Annotated in this window: 23 protein-coding genes and 1 pseudogene; 22 read left to right on the top strand and 2 right to left on the bottom strand. The window is 59.1% G+C overall.

The genetic code is table 11. From position 1 onward, the window contains the following. Positions 1-4: 4 nt before the first annotated feature. The 17 genes and pseudogenes from motC to ACPYOJ_RS03895 all read left to right on the top strand — a co-directional run bounded on the left by motC (position 5) and on the right by ACPYOJ_RS03895 (position 14,805). Entirely contained in the window at positions 5-1,312 is a 1,308-nt protein-coding gene (motC, locus tag ACPYOJ_RS03975; RefSeq protein ID WP_481415090.1) for a chemotaxis protein MotC, read from the top strand. Between the two features lie 2 nt (positions 1,313-1,314). Further along, a complete protein-coding gene (gene fliK / locus ACPYOJ_RS03970; protein ID WP_481415089.1) occupies positions 1,315-2,772 on the top strand; it encodes a flagellar hook-length control protein FliK in 1,458 nt (485 codons plus the stop codon). Then, entirely contained in the window at positions 2,714-3,277 is a 564-nt protein-coding gene (locus tag ACPYOJ_RS03965) for a transglycosylase SLT domain-containing protein (RefSeq protein ID WP_481415088.1), read from the top strand. Before fliK ends, ACPYOJ_RS03965 begins: the two co-directional genes overlap by 59 nt. A gap of 282 nt (positions 3,278-3,559) precedes the next feature. Then, on the top strand, positions 3,560-4,231 hold the full coding sequence (gene rem / locus ACPYOJ_RS03960; RefSeq protein WP_481415087.1) for a transcriptional activator Rem: 672 nt from the start codon (positions 3,560-3,562) through the stop codon (positions 4,229-4,231). A gap of 124 nt (positions 4,232-4,355) precedes the next feature. Then, entirely contained in the window at positions 4,356-5,699 is a 1,344-nt protein-coding gene (locus ACPYOJ_RS03955; protein ID WP_481415086.1) for a flagellar hook protein FlgE, read from the top strand. Between the two features lie 19 nt (positions 5,700-5,718). Further along, complete coding sequence (flgK, locus tag ACPYOJ_RS03950) at positions 5,719-7,221, top strand: flagellar hook-associated protein FlgK (RefSeq protein ID WP_481415085.1); 1,503 nt, start codon at positions 5,719-5,721, stop codon at positions 7,219-7,221. A gap of 3 nt (positions 7,222-7,224) precedes the next feature. Continuing rightward, positions 7,225-8,271: a flagellar hook-associated family protein gene (locus ACPYOJ_RS03945; RefSeq protein WP_481415084.1), complete on the top strand. Its 1,047-nt coding sequence runs from the start codon at positions 7,225-7,227 to the stop codon at positions 8,269-8,271. A 36-nt stretch (positions 8,272-8,307) separates the two neighbouring features. After that, a complete protein-coding gene (gene flaF / locus ACPYOJ_RS03940; protein ID WP_168828417.1) occupies positions 8,308-8,655 on the top strand; it encodes a flagellar biosynthesis regulator FlaF in 348 nt (115 codons plus the stop codon). Further along, the gene (flbT, locus tag ACPYOJ_RS03935) at positions 8,652-9,101 is read left to right on the top strand and encodes a flagellar biosynthesis repressor FlbT (RefSeq protein ID WP_168828418.1); all 450 of its coding nucleotides are present in this window, start codon (positions 8,652-8,654) and stop codon (positions 9,099-9,101) included. Before flaF ends, flbT begins: the two co-directional genes overlap by 4 nt. Beyond that, positions 9,092-9,514: pseudogene (flgD, locus tag ACPYOJ_RS03930) on the top strand (flagellar hook assembly protein FlgD); the annotation flags it as partial. The gene flbT and the pseudogene flgD, both read left to right, overlap by 10 nt. A 166-nt stretch (positions 9,515-9,680) precedes the next feature. After that, entirely contained in the window at positions 9,681-9,947 is a 267-nt protein-coding gene (gene fliQ / locus ACPYOJ_RS03925; RefSeq protein WP_168828420.1) for a flagellar biosynthesis protein FliQ, read from the top strand. Positions 9,948-10,037: 90 nt separating this feature from the next. Next, the gene (gene flhA, locus ACPYOJ_RS03920; RefSeq protein WP_168828421.1) at positions 10,038-12,125 is read left to right on the top strand and encodes a flagellar biosynthesis protein FlhA; all 2,088 of its coding nucleotides are present in this window, start codon (positions 10,038-10,040) and stop codon (positions 12,123-12,125) included. Then, the gene (locus ACPYOJ_RS03915; protein ID WP_481415083.1) at positions 12,122-12,874 is read left to right on the top strand and encodes a flagellar biosynthetic protein FliR; all 753 of its coding nucleotides are present in this window, start codon (positions 12,122-12,124) and stop codon (positions 12,872-12,874) included. The genes flhA and ACPYOJ_RS03915 overlap by 4 nt, the downstream gene beginning before the upstream one ends. 5 nt (positions 12,875-12,879) lie before the next feature. Continuing rightward, positions 12,880-13,293 (top strand): hypothetical protein, encoded by a 414-nt coding sequence (locus ACPYOJ_RS03910; protein WP_481415082.1) that lies wholly within the window; start codon positions 12,880-12,882, stop codon positions 13,291-13,293. Between the two features lie 31 nt (positions 13,294-13,324). Then, a complete protein-coding gene (locus ACPYOJ_RS03905; RefSeq protein ID WP_168828424.1) occupies positions 13,325-13,888 on the top strand; it encodes a rod-binding protein in 564 nt (187 codons plus the stop codon). 12 nt (positions 13,889-13,900) lie between these two features. Beyond that, positions 13,901-14,266 carry a hypothetical protein gene (locus ACPYOJ_RS03900; protein ID WP_168828425.1) on the top strand — a complete coding sequence of 122 codons (366 nt, stop codon included), beginning with the start codon at positions 13,901-13,903 and terminating at the stop codon, positions 14,264-14,266. Then, the gene (locus ACPYOJ_RS03895; RefSeq protein ID WP_481415081.1) at positions 14,266-14,805 is read left to right on the top strand and encodes a hypothetical protein; all 540 of its coding nucleotides are present in this window, start codon (positions 14,266-14,268) and stop codon (positions 14,803-14,805) included. The genes ACPYOJ_RS03900 and ACPYOJ_RS03895 overlap by 1 nt, the downstream gene beginning before the upstream one ends. Position 14,806: 1 nt before the next feature. On the opposite strand, the gene ACPYOJ_RS03890 is transcribed toward ACPYOJ_RS03895, so the two are convergent. Then, a complete protein-coding gene (locus ACPYOJ_RS03890; RefSeq protein ID WP_481415080.1) occupies positions 14,807-15,604 on the bottom strand; it encodes an NAD(P)H-dependent oxidoreductase in 798 nt (265 codons plus the stop codon). A gap of 93 nt (positions 15,605-15,697) precedes the next feature. On the opposite strand from ACPYOJ_RS03890, the gene ACPYOJ_RS03885 reads away from it, so the two are divergent. The 4 genes from ACPYOJ_RS03885 to folD all read left to right on the top strand — a co-directional run bounded on the left by ACPYOJ_RS03885 (position 15,698) and on the right by folD (position 20,534). Beyond that, on the top strand, positions 15,698-16,630 hold the full coding sequence (locus ACPYOJ_RS03885) for a LysR family transcriptional regulator (protein ID WP_481415079.1): 933 nt from the start codon (positions 15,698-15,700) through the stop codon (positions 16,628-16,630). Positions 16,631-16,897: 267 nt separating this feature from the next. Beyond that, entirely contained in the window at positions 16,898-17,740 is an 843-nt protein-coding gene (locus ACPYOJ_RS03880; RefSeq protein WP_481415078.1) for a WecB/TagA/CpsF family glycosyltransferase, read from the top strand. 114 nt (positions 17,741-17,854) lie between these two features. Continuing rightward, a complete protein-coding gene (locus ACPYOJ_RS03875; protein WP_481415077.1) occupies positions 17,855-19,513 on the top strand; it encodes a GumC domain-containing protein in 1,659 nt (552 codons plus the stop codon). A gap of 121 nt (positions 19,514-19,634) precedes the next feature. Beyond that, positions 19,635-20,534, top strand: coding sequence for a bifunctional methylenetetrahydrofolate dehydrogenase/methenyltetrahydrofolate cyclohydrolase FolD (folD, locus tag ACPYOJ_RS03870; RefSeq protein ID WP_481415076.1), 900 nt, complete (start codon positions 19,635-19,637; stop codon positions 20,532-20,534). Between the two features lie 3 nt (positions 20,535-20,537). On the opposite strand, the gene ACPYOJ_RS03865 is transcribed toward folD, so the two are convergent. Beyond that, the gene (locus ACPYOJ_RS03865) at positions 20,538-21,560 is read right to left on the bottom strand and encodes a LacI family DNA-binding transcriptional regulator (protein WP_481415075.1); all 1,023 of its coding nucleotides are present in this window, start codon (positions 21,558-21,560) and stop codon (positions 20,538-20,540) included. A 276-nt stretch (positions 21,561-21,836) separates the two neighbouring features. Between ACPYOJ_RS03865 and ACPYOJ_RS03860 the strand changes: the two genes are divergently transcribed. Further along, complete coding sequence (locus ACPYOJ_RS03860) at positions 21,837-23,198, top strand: ABC transporter substrate-binding protein (protein ID WP_481415074.1); 1,362 nt, start codon at positions 21,837-21,839, stop codon at positions 23,196-23,198. The last annotated feature ends 137 nt before the right edge of the window (positions 23,199-23,335 follow it).

The raw sequence follows: 23,335 nt of genomic DNA, 5'->3' as shown, positions 1-23,335 counted from the left end.
GCTCATGGCGCGCTTGCAGCACCGTCATCTTCTTCTGGCTGTCGGACTGGCGATCGCTTCGCCTGCCGTCGCGGCCGGAGGAGATCAGGAAAACGCGGCGCCGTACAAGATGCTGCGTTCGCTCCAGTTCGTGCAGGACTCGGTTGCTCTCGGGGATAGCTCGGCCGGCGAGATGCAGCGCTTCATGCTGGGGACGATAGATCAGCGCCTGCGGTCCGTGGACCCTTCCGTCTTCGAGGACGCCCGCAATGTCGATGCCGCACTCATCTATGCCATGAGCGGCGGCAATCCGGCTACGCTCGAGTATCTGATCGCTCGCGATGTGAACGGCTATTTCGACAATCGCGTGACCGATGTTCTACGCAAGTATCTAAGCGGCAAGGGCCTGCTCGTCGCGAAGTCACTGGTCGATATCGCCAACGAGTATCAGGACAAGAAGATCGGTCCTTACCTCGATCTGGTCGCGGGTAATGTCATGGTGGCGCAGAACCCTACCGAAGCGCTCAAGCTCTACGATCAGGCACGTCTTGTTGTCCCAGGCACGATCGTCGAAGAAGCAGCGCTTCGCCGTTCTGTCGCGATCAGCGTCCAAGCGGGCCTGGTCGACAGGGGGCTCGGCTACTCGCAGCGCTATGTGCGGCGCTTCCTTCACTCGCCCTATGCAAGCCAATTCGCTGATCTCTTCGTCAAGCTGGTGATCGAACACAACGAAGTGAAGACGGAAGATATCGTCGCCATCCTGTCCTTCATGGATGAGCCAAGGCGGCGCGAGGTCTATCTTCGTATCGCGCGCGCTGCCGGCATTGCGGGCAAGGCCGAGCTTGCGAAAACAGCGGCGACATATGCGCAGTCGCTTGCCGGTGCAGAGGATAATGCCCTCGGCCCGGTTGCGGATTTTTACGGAAACATGGCCTCAGTCTCCACCGCCGATGTCGACGCCGCGGCCAAAAGCATCAGCAGCGTTGCCGACAGCGAACTCTCCCCGCGTGATCGTGCGCTTCGAGCCGCGGCGCAATCAATTGCGGAGCAGGTGTTGCAAGAACCGGACGTGGCAAGCCTGACGCAAGCATCAAAATCTAAGCCTGCTAATGAAGAAAATACTTCTGGACAGGCTGCCGCATCGGCCAGCGATGGATCTCTGCCCGGGTCTTCGGCACCTTCCGAGCCCGTTGACGATGGGGCAGCGCCAGGCCCGGCATCCGGCAGCACTGAGGGTCAGCAGGATGCTGACTCGGCATTCACATCTTTCATGACGACGAGCCGTGCGAAACTCGATGAAATCGACGGGCTTTTAAGCAAAGAAGGCAATTGACGATGGACATGAGCGTTCCGGGAGGAGGCGTCGCCGCCGAGGCAGCGCAGGCTGCCAGAGGCAATGGTGCGGCTGCAAAGCGCAACGATCAAGATAAGGGCGGCTTTTCCGACCTGGTCTCCAAGGCCGGAAGCAGTTCTCAGAACAATGATTCTGTAAACCAGGCCGGCACCGACCGTGGGGATGCGCCAGGTAGTGAAGATGCACATGCAGCAGATGGCGTGCGCCAAGGCGCCCGGATGAAGCCCATGATTGATCTTCGCGACGCGTCCTTGAAGCAACAGGTGCTGACGCCGCCGGAAGCAGCAATCACGATTGGCAAATCCGGCAAGGGTCAAATCGAGGACGGCGGCGATACGGCCGCAGAGACGCTTGACGTGAAGAACGGCATAAGCCGCGACGACAAGGCCGAGGCTCATCCGGTGAAGGGAACCAAGCCAGCGAAAACGAGCGGGACCCGTGGAGACAAAAACGCCGACCCGGACCCAAGCTCCCTCTCTGGCACAGACTCAGCCTCTGATGTGCTCGGCCTGCTGAACAGCGATTCACCGGATGCCCGCGTCGCCACGGCGATACCCCTCGTGCATATGAATGCAAAGAACGACACTGCCGGCGAGAAGGCGAGTGGCGGCAAGGGGGGCGCGTCCACTGCGCGTTTACGCGGGGTGGAGACGGCTGAGCCAGGTGCTGCACAGACAGCCTTGGCGGCAATCGGTGCCAACACGAGCGGTGAGCAACTGCCTGCCACCGACGGGGCTGCCGACGCCGATGGAAAGACGAAATTCCGGCTAAGTCGCGCAGACGGACGTGGCCAGTCGATGGACATGCGTATCGCTGTTGATCAGGACAGCTCGGCCAGCGGCAAGGTCAAGGGCGATGGCGAGACCGTCACGGTCCTCGATTCGCGCCGCTTTATCGGACTCGCACAGAATTCTGCGTCCCTTACAGCGGCGATCAGCGGTGACAGCGAATGGGCGCGTGCGATGCAGCCCGGTTCCGCGCTCTCGAATGCTGCCGAATGGACGACCACCGGAAAGGTGGTCAATACCCTGAAGATCCAGATGGCGCCGGTCGATCTCGGGGTCGTCACGGCAACCATGCGGCTTTCCGGCGACGCTCTGAACGTCGATCTGAAGGTTGCGACCGGCGCCGCATACCGTCAGCTCAAGGAAGATCAGGACCACATCATCGAAGCGCTGCGCAGTCAGGGTTATGCCGTCGACAAAGTGACGATCAGCATGACCCCTGCGGCGCAGCCGGATGCCGGCAACCAGCCAAATGCGCAGGGACAGTTTCCGCAGCAGCAGCAATCGCTGCAGCAGGGGCAGGGCGGTGAAGCACGCGAGCGACACAGCCAACCGCAGAGCGGAAACGGAGGCTTCAATGGTGGAGGCGAGACCGATGCTGAGACTGCTTCTGGCGCCTCTGGCAGTAGTGCTCCTGGCAGCGTTTACCTCTAGCGCAAGTGCCTCCACCGGAGCCTGCGAGAAGGAGATCCAGTCTGCTGCCGCGAGATACGGCATACCGGAAGGCATTCTCTATTCCGTGGGGCTAACGGAGACCGGGCGCAAGGGTTCGCTTTATCCTTTCGCGCTCAACATAGAAGGCAAGGCAGTCTTTCCTCCGTCCGAGCAGGACGCGTTGAGACAGTTCTATTTGGCGCTCAATAGCGGTGCCAAGCTGATCGATATCGGGTGCATGCAAATCAACCATTACTTTCATGGTGAGAACTTCCGTTCAGCGGAAGACATGTTCGACCCGCATCGCAATGTCGAATATGCGGCGAAGTTCCTTCGCAATCTCCACGACCGCCATGAGACCTGGACCATGGCGGTAGCCAGATACCATGCTGGGCCGAACAATAACCCTGCCCAGAAGCAATATGTCTGTCGTGTTATCGCGAATCTGGTCGCTACCGGCTACGGCAAGTGGACTCCCAATGCGAGTACTTTTTGCCAGAACTGATACAATCAAAAATTGAAAAATGTGAACAAAACGGAATCGTGCCGCAATGTGGCAACTTTTGGCCCAAAATTGGATTCGCAAGGCCTAATTTACAGTTCATTAAACTTTCCACGCGATTTTTGTGTCGAAAGTCGATGAGACATACTAAATATAGAGCAAATCGCGGCCAAATTGTTAATCAACTATTAATTTCTGCCATTGAGTTCCAGCAGCTTGTCCCAGAATCGCGCGATTCGTACCCATAGGCGCATCGAGGTGCCACACTGATTCGGAGGCGGACGAATGATCGTCGTGGTTGATGAGCGTGAGCTCGTGAAAGATGGGTACACATCACTGTTTGGCCGTGAGGGCATTCCCTCCACCGGCTTTGATCCCAAGGAATTCGGAGAGTGGGTGCAGACGGCGGCCGAATCCGATATTGCGGCTGTCGAGGCTTTTCTGATTGGTCAGGGCAGGCAGACGTTGGAGCTGCCGCGCGCCATCCGGGATCGCTCCCAGGCGCCGGTGATCGCGGTCAGCGATCAGCCTTCGCTCGAAAACACGCTTGCACTTTTTGATTGCGGTGTCGACGATGTCGTTCGCAAGCCGGTTCATCCCCGCGAGATACTCGCGCGGGCTGCTGCAATCCGGCGGCGCCTGAAGGCGATTTCGACGCACACCGACATCGGCGCGATCCGCGTCTTCTCGGACGGCCGCGATCCCGAAATCAACGGCGAAGTCTTTGCGCTTCCGCGTCGCGAGCGCCGTATTCTCGAGTACCTGATCGCCAACCGCGGCCGCCGCGTCACGAAAACCCAGATCTTCAACGCCATCTACGGCATCTTCGACGAGGAAGTCGAAGAGAACGTCGTTGAAAGCCACATCTCCAAGCTCCGCAAGAAGCTGCGCAAGAAACTGGGCTTCGATCCGGTCGATTCCAAGCGCTTCCTCGGTTACTGCATCGACTGGAATTGATTTTACGGCAGCGGGCCGACGCGGACGTGCCTTTCAATATTTCGGTCAGGCAGTCCGTCCCAGACAGCTTCACGCAAGGCCCGCCAAATACTCTCCAGGCTATCAAGGAAAACGAGGTTTTCAGATGAGTATTTTCGGGAGCATGAAGACGGCCGTGTCGGGCATGAATGCACAGGCAAACCGCCTGAGCACCGTCTCCGACAATATCGCGAACGCGAACACGACCGGCTACAAGGCGGTTTCGACCTCCTTTTCTTCGCTGGTTCTGCCGTCGACTGCGGGCAACTACAATTCGGGCGGCGTGCAGACGTCGGTACGTCAGTCGGTCAGCGCCCAGGGTGATATGACCTACACCACGTCGGGTACCGATCTGGCGATCTCTGGCGACGGCTTCTTCATCGTGCAGAGCCCGGACGGCATTCCGGTGCTGACCCGAGCTGGCGATTTTAGCCCGGACAAGAACGGCAATCTGGTGAATGCTGCCGGCTTTACGCTCATGGGTTATCCCTACACCTCCGGCCCGCCGGCGGTCGTCGTCAACGGCTTCGATGGTCTCCTTCCGATCAATGTCAACCAGTCCGGTCTGACCGCCATTGAATCGACGGCAGCAAACTTCAAGGGCAACCTCGACTCCGATATGCCGGTCGTCCCCGTGGCTGACCTGCCAAGTGCAAACCAGGATCCGGGTGTTGACTCCACAGGCAAGGCGAACACCTTCAAAACGTCGATGGTTGTCTATGACAAACTCGGCGCGAAGGTTCAGTACGATCTCTATTTTACCAAGAGCGCGGGTGCGACGGGCACCACCTCTGGCGAGTGGGACGTCGCCGTCTATAGACACGACGCCGCCGCCACCGGCAGCAGCCCGTTCCCCTATTCGGCCGCTCCGCCTGCTGCCCCTGGTGACGCACTCGTCGGCTCAGGCACTATGGTTTTCGATACGAAGGGCAACCTCATAACGGACGCAACCGATCCGGATGCCGGCACTATCACGAGCAATCTCCCGCTCGTTGATAACATCAGCAACCTGAACATCGACATGGACCTCTCGCAGTTCACGCAAAAGGCTGCATCCAACAGCGGCACCGGCACGCCGAATGGGCAGCCGGCGAGCGAGGTAACCGGCGTCACAATCGACAAGGACGGCACCGTTTATGCCAACTATGACGAAGGCGATCCGAGGCCCATCTACCGCATTCCTCTTGCGACCGTCGCAAGTCCCGACGAACTGACCCTCCTCAGCGGCAACGTGTACCAGGCAAATGGACGTTCGGGCGTCACCGTTACCGGTTTCCCGCAGACGAACGGTCTCGGGTCCATCCAGTCCGGTGCCCTTGAAGGCTCGAATGTCGACCTCGCTGGCGAACTGACGGAAATGATCGAGTCGCAGCGTAGCTACACGGCCAATTCGAAGGTCTTCCAGACGGGCGCGGACATCATGGACGTCCTCGTCAACCTCAAGAGATAAGTAAGGTAACGACCAAGCCATGTCGCTCACTTCCGCACTTAATACGGCTCAAAGCATATTCAATACGACGGGCACTCAGAGCAGCGTCGTATCGAACAATATCGCCAATGCCGGCAATAAGGATTACGTGCGTCGGCAGGCGTTAATCAGCACATCGCTGAACGGGGCTCAGGTCGTCAAGATTGACCGCGCGAAGGAGGATGCCCTCCTTCGCCAGTTTGTGAATGCCAATTCAAAAGACAGTGCGCAGCAGACGCTCCTGAACGGTCTCGAGGACCTGAAATCCATTGTCGGTGGCAATGACTACGAAACCGCCCCTACCACATATTTGGCGAATTTCCGGAATGCGCTCTCCGCGTTCCGGACTACGCCGAACAACGCGATTGCCGCTCAGGGCGCGATCACCGCGGCGCAGGACCTCGCGAACTCGCTGAACAATTCGACGGACGCTGTCCAGCAGGTCCGTGCGAGTGCGGACAAGTCGATCAGCAACTCAGTTGACCAGCTCAACACGCTTCTCTCCCAGTTTGAAACCGCGAACAACGCGGTCAAGAATGCCGTCAACACGAATGCCGATCCTTCAACGGCGCTTGATGAACGCGACCGCCTCCTGAAGCAGATTTCCAATATTGTTGGCGTCAACGCCGTCACGCGCAACGGCAACGATATGGCGCTCTACACGCCGGACGGCGTCGTGCTTTTCGATACCGTCCCGCGCTCCGTCACGTTCCAGGGCCAAAGCACCTACGACACAAGCACAGTCGGAAACGCGGTTTACATTGACGGCGTGGCGTTGGTCCCTGGAAAGGGTGGAACGACGTCCGCAAGCGGCAGCCTCACGGCGCTTCTCCAGCTTCGCGACGAAGTCGCGCCGACATTCCAGTCGCAGCTCGATGAAGTCGCCAAGGGTCTCGTCAGCCTCTTTTCGGAGACGAATACGGCCGGAACCAGCACGCTGCCAGGTCTTTTTACATGGACGCAGCCGGACGGCACTGCGGGCGACACACCAACCGCCGGTGCCGTCATCGATGGAATTGCAGGCAGCATCAAGGTCAATCCGGCGGTGGTGACATCACTCGGCGGCGACCCGATGAAACTGCGCGATGGCGCGATCAATGGCGCCGCGTTCGATCAAAACCCCGCCCCCAACAAGAATGGCGGCTACGCGACACAGCTCGACAAGCTCTACAACGCTATGGGCGCCAAGATGGACTTCGATCCCGGCGCAGGCGTCACCGGCTTCAATTCGGCGACCGGTCTCGATTCGAATGTCAGCATCATGGACTTCGCATCGAACTCCATCGGCTGGCTGGAACAATACCGCAGCGACGCAAGCGGTGCGGCGGAAAATACTGCAGCAGCGCTTTCCCGATCGGATGAGGCTTATTCCAACGAGACGGGCGTCAATCTTGACGAGGAACTGACGCTGCTTCTCGACATCGAGCAATCCTACAAAGCAGGGACGAAGATTCTCAACGCCGTGGATGAGATGCTGAAGTCATTGCTGGATATAGCGAGTTAAGCCATGAAGAGCTCTTTCATTTCTAGTTCAGCCATTCAGAATGCCATGCGCCTGACGATCCGTCAGTCGCAGAACCAGATGGTCCAGGCCTCAATCGAAGCCACAACGGGAACCTACGCCGACATCGGCTTATCGCTCGGCATCGATTCGGCTAAAAGCATAAACTATACGCGCGAACTCGATCGCATTTCGTCCTTCAAGGACAGCAATTCGACCGTCGCGCTTCGTCTTGAAATGTCCCAGAGCGGCTTGGCCGAGATGCAGAAGGCCAGCGACACTCTTGTTGGCAATCTGACAGCGCTCAAGGGAAGCCAGACAGCGACCTCCATTGCTGTTACTCTCCAGTCCGCCACCTCAGCATTTGCGCAGCTGATGGACACCGGAAACATGATTTCCGGCGGTGAATACCTGTTCTCCGGCGTCAATACAGACGTTCCGCCGCTGACGGATCGCAGTGCGGCCGTAGAGGCGCAGATCGTCGCTGATTTGAACAGCTATGCGACCGGGTTGGGCAAGGGGGTCAGTGATCTGTCGGCGGCTGAAATGAATACCTTCATGACCAACACGGTCGAGCCGATGTTCAGCGTGGCGAGCTGGACGGATCCGGTGACCGGCTGGTCCCAGGCATCGAACCAGAACATGACGAGCCGCATCAGCAACTCGGAAGTCATCACGTCGTCCACCAATGCTAATTCCGACGGCATGCGTTATCTCGCGATGGCTACGGTGATGACGAACGCGCTGATCGATCAGGGCCTTGGTTCCGATGCCATGGACGCCGTCTCCGACCGGGCGATCGGCTATGCAGCGCAGTCGACCGCGGGTCTCGTCGCGCAACAAAGCCAGCTCGGTCTCTCGGAGGAGCGCGTCACGAAGGCGAACGATGCTCTCGATGCGCAGGCCTCCATCATCAACAACAAGGTCGTTGATCTTCAGGGTGTAGACCCGGCGGAGGCCTCCACCCTCGTCAAGTCTTTGCAGACACAGCTGGAAGCGGCCTACACGATCGTATCGAAAATACAGCAACTGAGCCTTGTAAATTACCTTTGATGATCAAAGGCGCGTAATCCAAAGAAGGATGCATGAATGTATCAGTTCTCTTATTCCGAGGTTATGCAAGACTCGGTGACCGATGCGAAGGAGCGGGAACGGCAAGTTCTCGATCGGTCAATAGAAATGCTCAAGGTGGCGCGCGACAAGGAAAAATACACCCAGGAAGCCGTTGAAGCACTGTTCTATACCCGGCGTGTTTGGGTGAGCTTTATCGAAGATCTCAAGCATCCCGACAATCAGCTCGAAATCGAATTGCGGGCCAATCTGATTTCGATTGCAATCTGGATCTTGAAGGAATGCGACAAGATTCGGCGGCGCCAATCAAGTAACTACCAAGGCGTTATTGACGTTACCACCATCATCAGGGATGGACTTAAATGAAAAGTACACTTCGTATTTCGCTTAAAGCTGGGGAGAAGATCTTCATCAACGGCGCAGTTTTGCGCGTTGATCGAAAGGTCGCACTGGAATTCCTGAATGATGTGACGTTCCTTCTTGAAAACCATGTTCTCCAGCCGGAAGAGGCCACGACGCCGCTGCGTCAGCTCTACTTCATCGCCCAGATGATCCTGATCAATCCGGAAGGCAAGGAGCAGTCGACGGCGATGTTCCGCAAGTCGATCACCATGCTGCTGACCTGCTTCAGGAACGAAGAGGTTCTGGCCGAATTGAAGCGCATCGACGGTCTCGTCTCGACCGGCCGTGCATTCGATGCCCTGAAGGCTATCCGCAGCCTCTATCCGATAGAGGACGGCATTCTGAACAACCAGGAAATGCATCCGACGATGGTCGAGCAGATTCGCAAGGAGATTGCGCCATGGCGGTAGACGGCGTTAGCGGGGTAGGCTCTTCGACCACCTCGGACGGCACACAGGCTGCGCAGCAGAAAGCCACGCTCAACTACGACAATTTTCTGCAACTGCTCGTCGCGCAGATGAAGAACCAGGATCCCACGGACCCGGTAGATGCCAGTGAGCAGATGGCGCAGCTTGCAAGCTTCTCGCAGGTCGAGCAGACGATCCAGACGAACAGCAAGCTCGACACGCTGCTTGCCAGCTCGAGCCTCACTCAGGCCGGCAGCTACATCGGCAAGTATATGGAAAGCGCCGACGGCAGCGTCAAAGGCGTCATCTCTTCGGTCAAGGTTTATTCCGACGGCATCATTGCAACGACGAAGGATGGCGGTAAGATTTTGGTCCAGGCCGGCGTCACCATTGCTGATTCGGCCCCAGTATCGAGCGGCGATAACGAAACCGATGGTGCTGGCGAAACCGATGGTGCTGGCGAAACCGATGGTGCTGGCGAAACCGATGGTGCTGGCGAAACTGGCGGTACCGGTACTTCGAATGAGACGCAGTCCAGCTGACGCTGGCTGCTTTCCAACGGCAATATGAGGTTGCCAGACGATGAATGAAGCCGACGCGCTCGATATTTTCCAGGCGGCCATCTGGACCGTTCTCATCTCGGCGGGCCCCGCGGTTGGCGCGGCCATGGTCGTCGGCCTCATCATCGCGTTGATTCAGGCGCTGACGCAGGTTCAGGAAGCGACGCTTACCTTCGTTCCGAAGATCGTGGCGGTTTTCGTTACCATAGGCTTATCGGCACATTTCGTCGGCTCGCAGATTTCCATTTTCACCGATATGGTTTTTTCGCGCATCCAGACAGGCTTCTGAGCCACCTTCGCGCAAGCTTCGCCAGTTAACTCTCGATCCGGAACTGGGCAGGACTGTACCTGCCTCCTCTCATGAAGAGACGGAATCGAAATGGCGCAACCACCTGCACTACCCCTTCCGAAATCTGCTCCGAACATGCGCGATATCGGCTTTGCCCTCGGCATCGTCGTCATCATCTGCATACTCTTCCTGCCGATTCCGCCTTTCTTGATCGACCTGGGGCTGGCCTTTTCGATCGCTTTTTCCGTTCTGATCCTGATGGTTGCACTCTGGATTCAGAAGCCTCTCGAATTCTCGTCTTTCCCGACCATTCTGCTGATCGCGACCATGACGCGATTGGCGCTGAATATTGCGACGACGCGTGTGATCCTTTCGCACGGCAACGAGGGCCATGATGCGGCCGGCGGCGTGATCGCGGGCTTTGCAAGCCTGGTCATGTCGGGTGACTTCGTGATCGGTCTGATCGTGTTCCTGATCCTGATCACCATCAATTTCATCGTCATCACCAAGGGCGCGACGCGTATCGCGGAAGTGGGCGCGCGCTTCACCCTGGATGCGATTCCCGGTAAGCAGATGTCGATCGACGCCGATCTTTCGGCAGGCATCATCGACGAAAAGGAGGCCCAGCGCCGCCGTAAGGAACTGGAAGAGGAAAGTTCCTTCTTCGGGGCCATGGACGGTGCGTCCAAGTTCGTTCGGGGCGACGCGGTCGCCGGTCTCCTCATCACCTCCATCAATGTCTTCGGCGGCATCATCATCGGCTATTTCCGGCACGGTATGCCGATCTCCCAAGCCGCAGACGTTTTCGTCAAGCTTTCGGTCGGTGACGGTCTGGTCTCCCAGATGCCGGCCCTTATCGTTTCGCTGGCGGCCGGCCTTCTCGTTTCGCGCGGCGGCACCGTCGGCTCGACCGATCAAGCCGTCGTCAATCAGCTGAGCGGCTATCCGCGTGCGCTTTCCGTCTCCGCCGTGCTGATGGCGGTCCTGGGCTTGATGCCCGGTCTGCCAACAATTCCTTTCATGTTGCTCGGCGGCCTGATGGCATTCGGTGCATGGTTCATTCCACGGCAGATCGAAGCGGAGAACAAAGCCCGCCGCGAGCAGGAGGAGAAGAAGGTCGTCCAAAGCAAGGAGCTGGAAAAGGACTCCGTCAAATCGGTGCTGCGGACGTCGGAAGTCGAACTTGCGCTCGGCAAGATGGTTTCGACGCGCCTCCTCGGCGCGCATCAGGAACTCGCCTTCCGTGTTGGCAAGATGCGCAAAAAGTTTGCGACCCAGTACGGCTTCGTCGTTCCGGAGATCAAGGTCACCGATGACATCACCATTCCCGAGAAGTCTTACCAGATCCGTATCCATGGCACGACAGTGGCATCGAACGAGCTGCGCGTCGGCGAAGTGCTGGTCGTCACCGGTTCCGGTCGCAAGCCGCGCATTCCGGGGGACGAAATCCGCGAACCGGCATTCGGCATGCCCTCGGTTTCCATTCTTGAGGCCTTCACCGAGGATCTGAAGCGCGAAGGTTTCCAGCCGATCGACAACGTCTCGGTCGTCCTTACCCACATGAGCGAGGTCATCCGCAACAACCTGCCGCAGCTTCTGTCCTACAAGGACGTCAAGGTACTGATCGACCGCCTCGACCCGGAATACAAGAAGCTCGCCGACGAAATCTGCACCTCGCATATGTCCTATTCGGGCCTGCAGGCCGTGCTCAAGCTGTTGCTTGCCGAGCGCGTCTCGATCCGCAACCTGCACCTGATCCTCGAAGCCGTAGCCGAGCTCGCGCCGCATGTCCGCAAGACCGAACAGATCGTCGAGCATGTGCGCGTCCGCATGGCACAGCAGCTTTGCGGCGACCTGGCGGACAATGGCGTGCTTCGCGTGCTGCGGCTCGGCAGCAAATGGGACATGATCTTTCACCAGGCGCTCAAGCGCGACAATAAAGGCGACGTCATCGAATTCGACATCGACCCGCGCAGTCTCGAGGAGTTCAGCGAACAGGCGACGAGGGTTATCCGTGAATTCATGGACCGCGGTCTGCCTTTCGCCCTTGTCACGTCACCGGAAACACGCTCCTATGTGCGCATGATCGTCGAACGCTTGTTCGCCACACTTCCGGTTCTCTCGCATGTCGAACTGGCCAAAGGTATCGAGATAAAGATTTTGGGCTCGATTTCATGATAACCGACCCGCAAGGGACAGTTCTGGCGGTCTTTCTGGTTTTCTGCCGGATCGGCGGCTGTGTCCTCGCGATGCCGGGCTTTTCCTCGGCGCGGGTGCCTGGATTGCTAAGGGTCTTTGTTGCGGGCGGCTTGTCGATCGCCGTGCTGCCGGTTCTTTGGAACACCGTTTACCCGGCAGTCAGCAATCCGGGAGCAACCTATATCGGGCTTATCTTCAGCGAATCGCTGATCGGCGTCATGTATGGCCTGCTGGCACGTCTTTACACGTTGGGCTTTCAGTTCGCGGCCAGCATTATCGCCATGATGCTCGGATACTCGTCCCCGGGCGGGATGGATATCATCGAAGATTCGCCGGAAACGAGCCTTTCCGGTTTCATCACCTTCGCGGGAATGATGATTCTCTTCATGATGGACTTCCATCATACTGTGTTCCGGGCGCTGATTGACTCCTACACGACCATGCCCTTTGGCGGCAGTGCCGACATGCGGGCCAATCTGATTTCGCTGACCGATACGCTGGAATCGACGACTTATATCATGTTGCGGCTCGCGAGCCCGTTTCTCATCTACAACATGATGTTCAACGTCTCGATCGGCTTCATCAACAAGCTGGCGCCGCAGATTCCGGTTTACTTTATCTCGACCCCTTACATGCTGCTTGGCGGTTTGTTCCTCTTCTACGTGTCGGTTGCCGCTTTGATTGGCCAATACGCGCAATCGTTCCCAAGCGTGTTTGTCGGTAGGTAGCCGGCATGGCGGAGAAGACCCGTTCCGAGAAATTGAAGCGGCTGGTCGCCGTTCAGCGGCATCTCGAACAGATGGCCGAGTACGACCTTGCAGAAACGAATCGCCAGCGTGCCGAGGTTAGCCGGTCGATTGACGCTGTCGTCACGGCCCTCGGCTCCATGGATCCGATTCATCGCGCCTTTTCCCAAAATTACGCTGATCGATTCGAACGGTTGAGTACCAAGGACAAGCAACTGACCGGCATGGAACAGCTGCACGAGATGCGCCTGCAGCAGGAGAGGGCCAAAGGCGACCGGCTGGAGGAGAGCATGAAGGGCGCTCTTGAGGAGGAACGCCGCGAGGCGGACGACAACGCGGTCTACGACATCATCGATCAGAAATTCGCGACGCCAGCCTCCAGCAAGCTTCAAAAACCATAATCCTCACAACGTAATTTAGAGGATTGCAACATTGGCTATATCACCTCCAAGTGATCTGGTGCTGGACGTTGTCAAAGCTGCCGACCCGACAGAGGTGCAGGCAGCCCAGGAGAGATTGAAAGCGACCCGCGCCGCTTTCCAGGCAACGAGCCTTGCCGAGAATGGCAACGGCTTTTCTTCCAAGCTCGATGTGGTTGAGAGCCCCACTCAGAAGACCGGGCTCGGTGACGTCAAGAACCGGACCAAGGCCGAAGAGATTCCGGAAACCTACCGGAAGTTCGAGGCGATGGTCCTGCAGAACTTCATCAAGAACATGCTGCCCAGCGATAGCGAACAGGTTTACGGGAAGGGCGCTACCGGCGATATCTGGAAAGGCATGATGGCCGAGCAGCTCGGCAACGTCATTTCCCAGGGCGATGGCATCGGCATTGCCAAGGAGATGTATCACGACGCGCTTCGCAAGAAGGAAGGCGCGATCGTCAATGCGTCGGCGGATCAGGATGACCGCAAGGTTGCCTTCAGCATGATCGACGAATTCCAGCGTAAGACATTCGGCACCCCCACGGCGGAAGCCAAGGCGGCCAAAGAAGCATAACCGAGGATAAAAATGGAAATAATCTCGAACGAATACAGGATCAAATCGGTCCTTGGCCGGCTGGAAATGATCATCGACAACGAGAACTCTCGGATCGGCAGCGATCCCCAGTTCGATCTCAAGGTCTCGAATGCCCACAAGAGCCGCTGCCTTTATGAGCTTTCCATGCTCTTTCGCGATACCGATCCGGCCGAGCTTGCCGCCTCGCATCTCGAACAGCTTCATGGGCTGAAGAAGAAGCTGACGCTCAATGCCCGGCGCGTCGAGGCGCATCTCGAAGCCGTTCGTGCAGTGGCGGATCTTCTGAAGAATGCGGTTCAGGACGCTGACGCTGACGGCACCTATTCCCAGGAACAGTTCGTCGCGCGTGATGCCTGATGGTGAAGCTCGTTCTTACAGGCATCTGGGTCTGCGCCATCACGCTGGCTTCGGTCTATTTTTCGGTGAAGATGGCCACAGCACCGGCGGCGCCGGTCGACAGTTCGAAAGAGAGCCAGCTTGAGCTTGTTAAGGGCGAGACGATCACCGTTCCGATCATCGGAAACGGCGCGGTAACCGGTTATTTTCTAGGCCGCGTGTCGTACATGATGAACAAGGATACAGTAAAAGGCGTGACCCTGCCGCTGACCGAAATGACCACGGACGAGTTGTTCACGCTGCTTATGGGCAACAAGATGGTCGATATCAGCAAGCTGAAATCCTTCGATCCGCAGGCCTTCCGAGACGCGATCAAGAAAGACATGAACGAAAAGCTCGGGGGCGATTACGTGTCCGAGGTTATCCTGGAGCAGCTTGAGTACCTCTCGAAGGAAGAGGTGAAAGCAAACGCTTCCGGCCAGCAGCAGAAAACGGGCAACCCGATCAAAATCATCGATGCGCCGTCGCCTGCTGCAGCAGCCGCCGCTGCCGCCCACTAATCTAGCCGGCTTCGCTTGTGCCGTTCAGGTGGAGCGCGAAGCCGGTCGCATCCGGCTCCTCCAGCTCCGGGCGGAGCTGCATGCTGGGGATCAGATAGTCTCCGCCATTCTGCAGCCGGTAGGGGATGGGCGGAGTGTTCTCCAGCGTGCGCATCCTCGCGCGCAGGCGTTCAGCTGCGAGCTCGAAGCCCGCCCCATCGAGGCGATCGACCCTGTAGGCCACGAAGGGCGGAAGCACCTCATAGCCCGGATAATAGAGAATTCCGTGATTGATCGGGAACAACAGGTCGTCGATCGGTCCGTTGACCCCGCGGGCGGAGTAATGCTCTTCCCAGCCGCCGACAGTCACGATCAACATAGCCCGCTTGCCGGCCAGTGTTCCTTCACCGTAGCGGTCGCCCCATCGCTTGTCGCTGTGCTCGCCGACGCCATAGGCGAATCCATAGGCATAGACCCGCTCGACCCAGCCTTTGAGGATTGCCGGCATGCTGAACCACCAGAGCGGAAACTGGAGGATTAGGGCATCGGCCCACAGAACCTTGTCGATCTCGGTCTTGACGTCTTCGGTCAACCCGCCCGTTTCGAAGGCTTTCTTCGATGCCTCGACTGGTATGAACCGCGTGTCGGACGCCAGCGAGGGAAAGTCGGCACGGTCGATCTCGGACTTCCAGTCCTCCGCATAGAGGTCGGATACGCGCACGTCGTGGCCTTGGGCCTCGAGTTCCGCGATGGCGACGTCGCGCAGCGCGCCGTTGAGCGAGCGTGGTTCGGGATGAGCAAAGACATGCAGAACTTTCATGGTCGTGATCCTGTGACGTGAGAACTTGCCCGAAGGTAGACACCGCACAAATCATCCACTAGATGTAGCTAATGCATAAGATTATGCCGAATAATGGATAATTCAGACGTCACCTTGGAGCGCATGCGAACCTTCGTCCGCGTTGCCGAACGCGGCAGCCTATCGGCGGTTGCGCGCGAGTTCGGCGTCGGTCAGTCGACCGTCACGCGGCACTTGCGGGAGCTCGAGGAAGCCGTTGGCGTGCCTTTGCTCAGCAGAACCACCCGGCGTGTGACGCTCACCGATGAAGGCAGCCGCTACTATGCCAACGGCGTCCAGATCCTGCGCCTCGTGGAGCAGGCCGGTGATGAGGCGCGAGGCAAGCGCGGCGCGCCGGCGGGCATGATCCGGATATCTTGCACCGCGGCTTTCGGAGTCCTGCATGTCAGCCGGCGGATCTTCGCGTTTCAAGACCGCTATCCCGACATCGGGATCGACCTCAGTCTCACCGATGAGCGCGTCGACCTCGTGCGGGAGGGCGTCGATATTGCCCTTCGGCTAGGCCCGCTCACCGACAGCTCCATGAAGCTGCGGGCGCTTGGTCAGTCGCGGCGTTTGCTTGTCGCAGCACCGGCCTATCTGGCGGCGCGGGGCAGGCCGGTCGCTCCACAGGATCTGTCCGCCCACGAAGGCATCCGCATGTCGAATGTGGCGGGCAGCGACACGCTCGCCTTGAAGGGGCCAAACGACGAGCGCCATGTCGTGCCATTCGGAGGGCGCTTTCGGGTAGACCATGGGCTTGCGGCGCGCGAGGCCCTTATCGCCGGACGCGGCATTGCACCCGCTCATCGATGGCTTGTTGATGATCTCCTGGCGGTCGGCCGGCTGGAAGCGATCCTGCCCGAGTATTCGCTTCCTAGCACTCCACTTAGCATGCTGATTGTCCCAGAACGGGCGGGCATTGCCCGGGTCCGGCTACTGGTCGACTTCCTCGTAGAGCAGGCTGGCGGCATTCCCGGGATCGAGAGGGTGCAGCCGGAGCGATAGCCGGTGAGCATCAAGGGCACATTGAGGCCGCTTTGCTTTGCCCCGCAAGCTTAACAGAACCTTGAGAGCACCCTCGGAATTCGAACGACTTTTCTAAGAGTTGTTTGAAATCATCCTGCTATAGCTCGCCTTACAGCCTTGGAGCGGCATTCGGAACTACGGATGCTGCACGCGGCCGGCGCTGCCGGTTTACCAAACCTGCCGGCGCGGAATGTGTCTGATGTTTTCCGCAATGCTGGGCGCATGAAGCCCCTGCTGGAGGTTGGAATGAACCTGATCGCGAATTTCGCGGTTCTTGCATCACGCCGCACGATCTTCGACGTGCCGGTATGCGATCTCGGATGGGATGACGCACTCGTCTTCATCAACGAGCTTGCCTCGCTTCCCGTCGGCCAGACCGTCATTGCCTTTGCCAATGCTCACAACATGCTGATGACGCTACGCGATGGCGAATACCGGAATATCCTCCTGCAGAATCTCGTTCTGCCCGATGGCGTCGGTCTGAATATCGCTTCGAAGATTGCGCATGGCGCGCCATTTCCGGCCAATCTCAATGGCACGGATTTCGTTCCTGCGCTGTTGACCTTTATGGAAAACCGGCGCCGTGTCGGCCTTATCGGCGGCAGGCGCGAGGTTGTTGAAAAGGCGGCTGCAAAGTTTCGCCAGCATGCGCCCTGGCACGAATTCATCGTCATTTCGGACGGCTATTTCGACAAGGACGACCCGCGGGAGCTTATCGACGAGCTCAACCGCCAGAAGTGCGACATTCTCATCATCGGCATGGGGACGCCGTTGCAGGAGAAGTGGACGCACCGTCACGTTCGTGCCGATCACGCGCGGCTCGTCCTGACCGTCGGCGCGCTCTTCGATTTCGTTTCAGGGACCGTTCCCCGTGCTCCGCAGACCGTTCGTGCGATGCGGCTGGAATGGGCCTACCGCCTGCTGCAGGAGCCAGGCCGGCTCTGGCGGCGCTATGTGCTCGGCATTCCGGTCTTCCTGCTTCATGTGATGCAATACCGCTTCAGCCGCCGCGACCGCATCCTTAGCCATTCGGAGGAGCGCAGCGTTGCACTTCCTGTTCCGCAGAGGCGAAACGACCTGGCAAGCTGAGGTTGCTTCTTGCCTTCCGAGTTAACCATTTCTTTGCCGTAAATATTTAGAGTGCCTTAATCATCCGCTTCACGCGGCAAGGCAGTTCGGTTTGCGTGCACGAGATATGGCGTCATGTACGACAGCAGATTAAGAAGCAGCACTGACAGGAGACGATCGACAGCGGCGCGCGTCGAAGCGCTACCCATTCGTCCTTCCGAGGCCGAACTGTTGAGAGTGATCGGCAAGGCGCTTGAAGAGCAGCGCCTGCAGCGTAGCGTGCCTCCCGAACCTCCGCTCGTCGACCGCATCGAGACGATTCTCGGAACCCGGCTGCAAGCTGCCAACGATGTCCGCTCGCAGGAAGAGCCGCCCAAGCCACTGGCGCCGCCTGCCGTTCACGGCGAGATCGACGATGCAGATATCGGAAGGCCTCCGGAGCGTCGCGGCAGCGTGGCAAAGCCGCTCGCCGCAATCGCAGTTGCGGTCATGATCGGGGCGGGCATTCCGCTGTTGATGCCGACAGAACCGGCGCGTTATGCGGCGGAGACGGCATTTCGCATTCAGGCGGACAGTGCCGAGCGCCCAGCGATGACCGCCGCGGCCGTGCGGCGCCTGCTCTCCGCCAGCACCATATCCGCTGCGGTCGGGGCGCTGAAACTTGATCGCGACCACGAATTTACCGGCGGGCCGTCAAACGCCATCGGCGTCGCGTTCGACCTTCTCTCCGGCAGCGGCGCCGCTGCCGATGCGGCCTCCCGCGCGGAAAAGACGCTTGGAGGAATGATCGAGGCCGATGCCGACGCGGCTTCGGGAAGCGTGCACCTGAAAGTGACGACGGCCGATGGCGCCAAGTCTTCGCGCGTCGCCGTCTGGCTGTCGAACATGCTGACCTCCGGCGGCAATTCCGCGTCGGCGCAAGAGCGCACCGGGCTCCGCAAAGCCTATGACGATGCGCAGGCGGAACTGGGCGCCTTCACCGCCAGGAGCGGCGAAGGCAACGTCAAGGTGGCGGCCGACCTTCAGCAGCGCATCAATCAACTCGATGCCGATCTCAAGATTGCCGAACAACGGATTGCACTGGCAAAGGAGCAGGCTGATCGCCTGAAGAGAGCCAAAGCAGACGATGTCCTGAATGGTTCGCTCCCAGCTGAAACCATTTCGCCGGCGCTGCAGGCCGAGCGCGACAAATTCGTTACAGAGAAGGCCACTCTTTCTCAGCTTGCGAGCGACCTCGGCCCGCGCCATCCCCGCCTTCTTGGGCAGCAGGCAGTCGTCGATGGCATCAAGGAGAAGGTCGCGAAGGAACTTGCCCGACAGGCCCAGGACGCCAATGTCAGCCTCAAGACTGCTACGGACGCCCGAAAGCCGCTGAACGATCGGCGCAACGCACTGATTGCCCAGAGCCGCGATACGGGTGTCGATCTCGCCAAGCTCACCGAACTGCACGACAAGGCGGAAGCGGCAAAATCGCGGATGGAGAATGCCGTCACGGCGACCGCTTCCATTGTTCCACCGGTTGCCGTTGTCAAGCCGATGCACACCACCGTTGTCTCTTCAGGCAGCACGCTACCGCTTCGATCAGCGATTGGTGCCGCGATCGGATTGGCGCTTGGCCTTGCGGGTATGGTTGCTTTTCGCCGCCTGCGAAAACGTCCCGCACCCTTGCCTGAGACGATAGCGCCAACGCCTGCGGAACCACCGGAGCCGCAGGTCGACGAACTTGAGCAGTTGCGCGACCAGCTCGAGAGCCTGCGCGACAGGCTACAATCCTACGGTCCGGGCCGCCGTTGATCTTGCGATGCGGCATCATTGCTCTTGCATTTGCCGTTTTTAGGCAGGATAGGGCGTTCTGAGGCAATCAGCACGGCGCATGAACGCCTAGCTTGGCGCCATGGCATGGCAGGAGAATCGCGTGGCGACAGTGATCGATGGCAAGCAGGTGGCCGGTTCCGTAATCGAAACCGTGAAGATGGCGACCGCCGCACTTGAAAAGCAGAGCGGCGTCAAAGCCGGTCTTGCAGTCGTAATCGTTGGCGACGATCCGGCAAGCCACGCCTACGTCAATTCGAAGAGCAAGATGGCGAAGGAAAGCGGCTTCAAATCCGTTCAGCACACCTTGCCGGCGGAGACGACGCAGGAAGATCTTGCGGCGCTCGTCTCTTCTCTTAACGCCGATCCGTCGATCCACGGCATTCTCGTGCAGCTGCCGCTGCCGAAGCCTTTGAACAGCGAACCGATTATTCAATCGATCCTGCCGGAAAAGGACGTCGACGGCCTTCATGTCGTCAATGCCGGAAAGCTCGCGACCGGCGATCTGGCCACCGGTCTTGTCTCCTGCACGCCGGCTGGCGCGATGGTCTTCGTCCGTCGCGTGCACGGCGAGGACCTGTCAGGCCTGAATGCCGTCGTCATCGGCCGCTCGAACCTCTTCGGCAAGCCGATGGCGCAGCTGCTGCTCAATGCCAATGCGACCGTGACGATCGCCCACTCGCGCACCAAGGACCTGCCTGCGGTCTGCCGCAATGCCGATATCCTGGTCGCCGCCGTCGGTCGTCCGGAGATGGTCAGGGCCGATTGGGTGAAACCCGGCGCCACGGTCATCGACGTCGGCATCAACCGCGTTGCAGCTCCGGAAAAGGGTGACGGAAAGACGCGGCTCGTCGGCGACGTCGCCTTCGCCGAGGTGGAAAAGGTTGCTGGGGTGATCACGCCCGTCCCAGGCGGGGTCGGCCCGATGACCATCGCCATGCTGATGGCCAATACGGTCATTGCCGCGTATCGCTCGGCACGCCAGACGCCGCCGATATTCTGATGTTTAGCCCGGGGCAGGGCCGGTCGAGGCCCTGACGATCAGCTCTGCCTTCCAAAGTTCATGCTCGGGGAAAGGACCGGACTGCGTGACGGTGCCGATGAGCCGCTGGGCGATGCGCGCGCCCGCTGCGCGCAGCGACGAACGAGTGGTCGTTAGCGGCACGGAGAAATTTTCCGGCTTCAGCAGCGGCAGCACGTCGTCATGCGCGATCAGCGAAATATCCTCGCCGAGCTTGAGACCAGCCTGATTGATGGCCTGGATCGCCCCGAGGGCAAGCACCGTACTCGAGCAGAGAATGGCCGTCGGTCTCTCCGGAAGCTGCAGGAAGCGCTCCATGGCGATGAGACCTTCCTCGTCCGTCATCGGCGTGTGGCTCGTGCGGTTTTCGGAAAGCTCCAGTCCGCGCTCGCCAAGTGCTGTGACCACGCCATTCTTGCGCCGGATCGCGAAATCGAGATGCGCGGGGCCGTTCATCAGCGCGAAGTGCCTATGGCCGAGCTGCAGGAGCAGTTTCGCCGCATCGTAGAAAGCCGCCTCGTTGTCGATATCGAGATAGGGGTAGTCCGGCTCCGAGCCGAACGATCGACCATGGACGATGAAGGGCATCGACAGCGATTTCAGCATCACGAGCCGCGGGTCATGGCCACGCATATAAGCTATGAAGAGGGCGTCGACGTTGCCGCTTATCGCAAGGCGGCGAAGGGCCGCCACTTCGTCATCCGGATGCGCTGGCATGATGACGAAATGGAAGTCATGCCTTACGGATTCCTCGCCAAGCCCGGCCAGGAATTCGCCGAAGTGCACGTCTGATTGATGACCGGGGGCGGTCGGCATCACCAGCCCGATCGAGCCCGCCTTGCCGGTCGCAAGGCGTTGCGCGGCCTTGTTCGGCCGGTACCCGGTTTCCTTGACGGCGCGAAGGACGCGCTCGCGGGTCGCCTCATTGACTTCGGGGTAGCCGTTGAGCGCGCGGCTGACGGTCGTCTGCGAAAGACCGAGCAATTCCGATAGCTGTTTGAGATTCACGTGTTATGATTCCTCTCTAAAGGCTTTGGGCGCATCCCCCGTGCTCCCAAAGCGCTTTAAATTATGTACCAGCTGCGGCGCTTGACTCAAGAAAAATCGCTCCATATTCCCGTGAGGCGCGCTTGCATTCTACAACTTAGACACTTCATTTTGCTTATTTTCGAAATCACTTGACTCTTTTCTGCCGGGAGTTGAAATGCGTGATGTGTCAAAGCGCTTTGAGAATTCCTGAGGAGGGCGAAAGCGTGATTGCGATTGTGATGGGAGGTTGATCACATGAAGAAGATCCTTTTGATGGGCGTCGCCGCGGCTGCGCTTTTTGCCGGAGCGGCTTCCGCTGCCGACCTGAAATTCGCTCCGGGCGAGGACGCGAAGTTCAACTGGAAGAGCTACGACGATTTCAAGGCCGCTCACGCCGACCTGAAAGGCCAGCCGCTGACGATCTTCGGACCGTGGCGCGGCGAGGACGAAGCCTTTTTCCGCAGCATTCTTGCCTATTTCACGGAAGCGACCGGCGTTGACGCCACTTACTCGTCATCCGAAAACTACGAACAGCAGATCGTCATCGATACGCAGGCGGGCTCTCCGCCGAACGTTGCCATTCTGCCGCAGCCCGGTCTTCTGGCCGATCTGGCCAGCAAGGGCTTCCTGACGCCGCTCGGCGACGAGAACTCCAAATGGGTGAAGGATAACTACGGCGCCGGCGATAGCTGGGTCGGTTACGGCACCTACAAGGGCAAGGATGGCAAGGAAGCCTTCTATGCCTTCCCTTACAAGGCCGACCTGAAGTCGCTCGTCTGGTATGTGCCGGAGAACTTCAAGGAAGCGGGCTACAAGATCCCGACCACCATGGAAGAGCTGCATGCCCTGTCGGATCAGATCGTCAAGGACGGCGGCGTTCCGTGGTGCATCGGTCTGGGCTCGGGCGGCGCCACCGGCTGGCCGGCGACCGACTGGATCGAAGACATCATGCTGCGCCAGCAGAAGCCAGAGGTTTACGATAAGTGGACCACCAACGAGGTGAAGTTCACCGATCCCGCCGTTGTTGCTGCGATCGAGGAATTCGGCTCGTTCGCCAAGAATGAGAAGTATGTCGATGGCGGCGTTGCCGCGGTGGCGGCAACCGATTTCCGCGACAGCCCGAAGGGCCTCTTCGCCGTTCCGCCGAAGTGCTACATGCACCGCCAGGCTTCGTTCATCCCCTCCTTCTTCCCGGAAGGCACGAAGCTCGGCCAGGACGTCGACTTCTTCTACCTGCCGACCTACGCGGCGCATGCGGATCTCGGCAAGCCGGTTCTCGGCGCAGGTACGCTCGTGACCATCACCAAGGACTCCAAGGCGGCGCGCGCCTTCGTCGACTTCCTGAAGACGCCGATCGCACATGAGGTCTGGATGGCGCAGTCGAGCTTCCTGACGCCGTACAAGGGGGTGAGCACGGCAGCCTATGCCAATGATCAGATGAAGAGGGAAGGCGAGATCCTGACGACAGCTACGACCTTCCGTTTCGACGGTTCGGACCTGATGCCTGGCAAGATCGGGGCGGGTGCGTTCTGGACCGGCATGGTCGATTTTGTCGGCGGCAAGTCGGCGGAAGATACCGGTAAGGAAATCCAGGCCGCTTGGGACGCCATCAAGTAACCGTCGTGAGCCGGTGCCGCGGGGCAACCCGCGGCATTTGGCATGGGTGGCCGGAAGCATGGGGACCGGACAGCGCCGGACAATTTGATCAGCGCAACAAAGACGTTGACGGTAACCGGCGCCAGCCTTTCAGGGTC

Source organism: Rhizobium sp. SVR5-9E, assembly GCF_056755095.1.
Note: the sequence above shows the minus strand (reverse complement) of the source record. Positions and strands in the feature narration are given on the sequence as shown.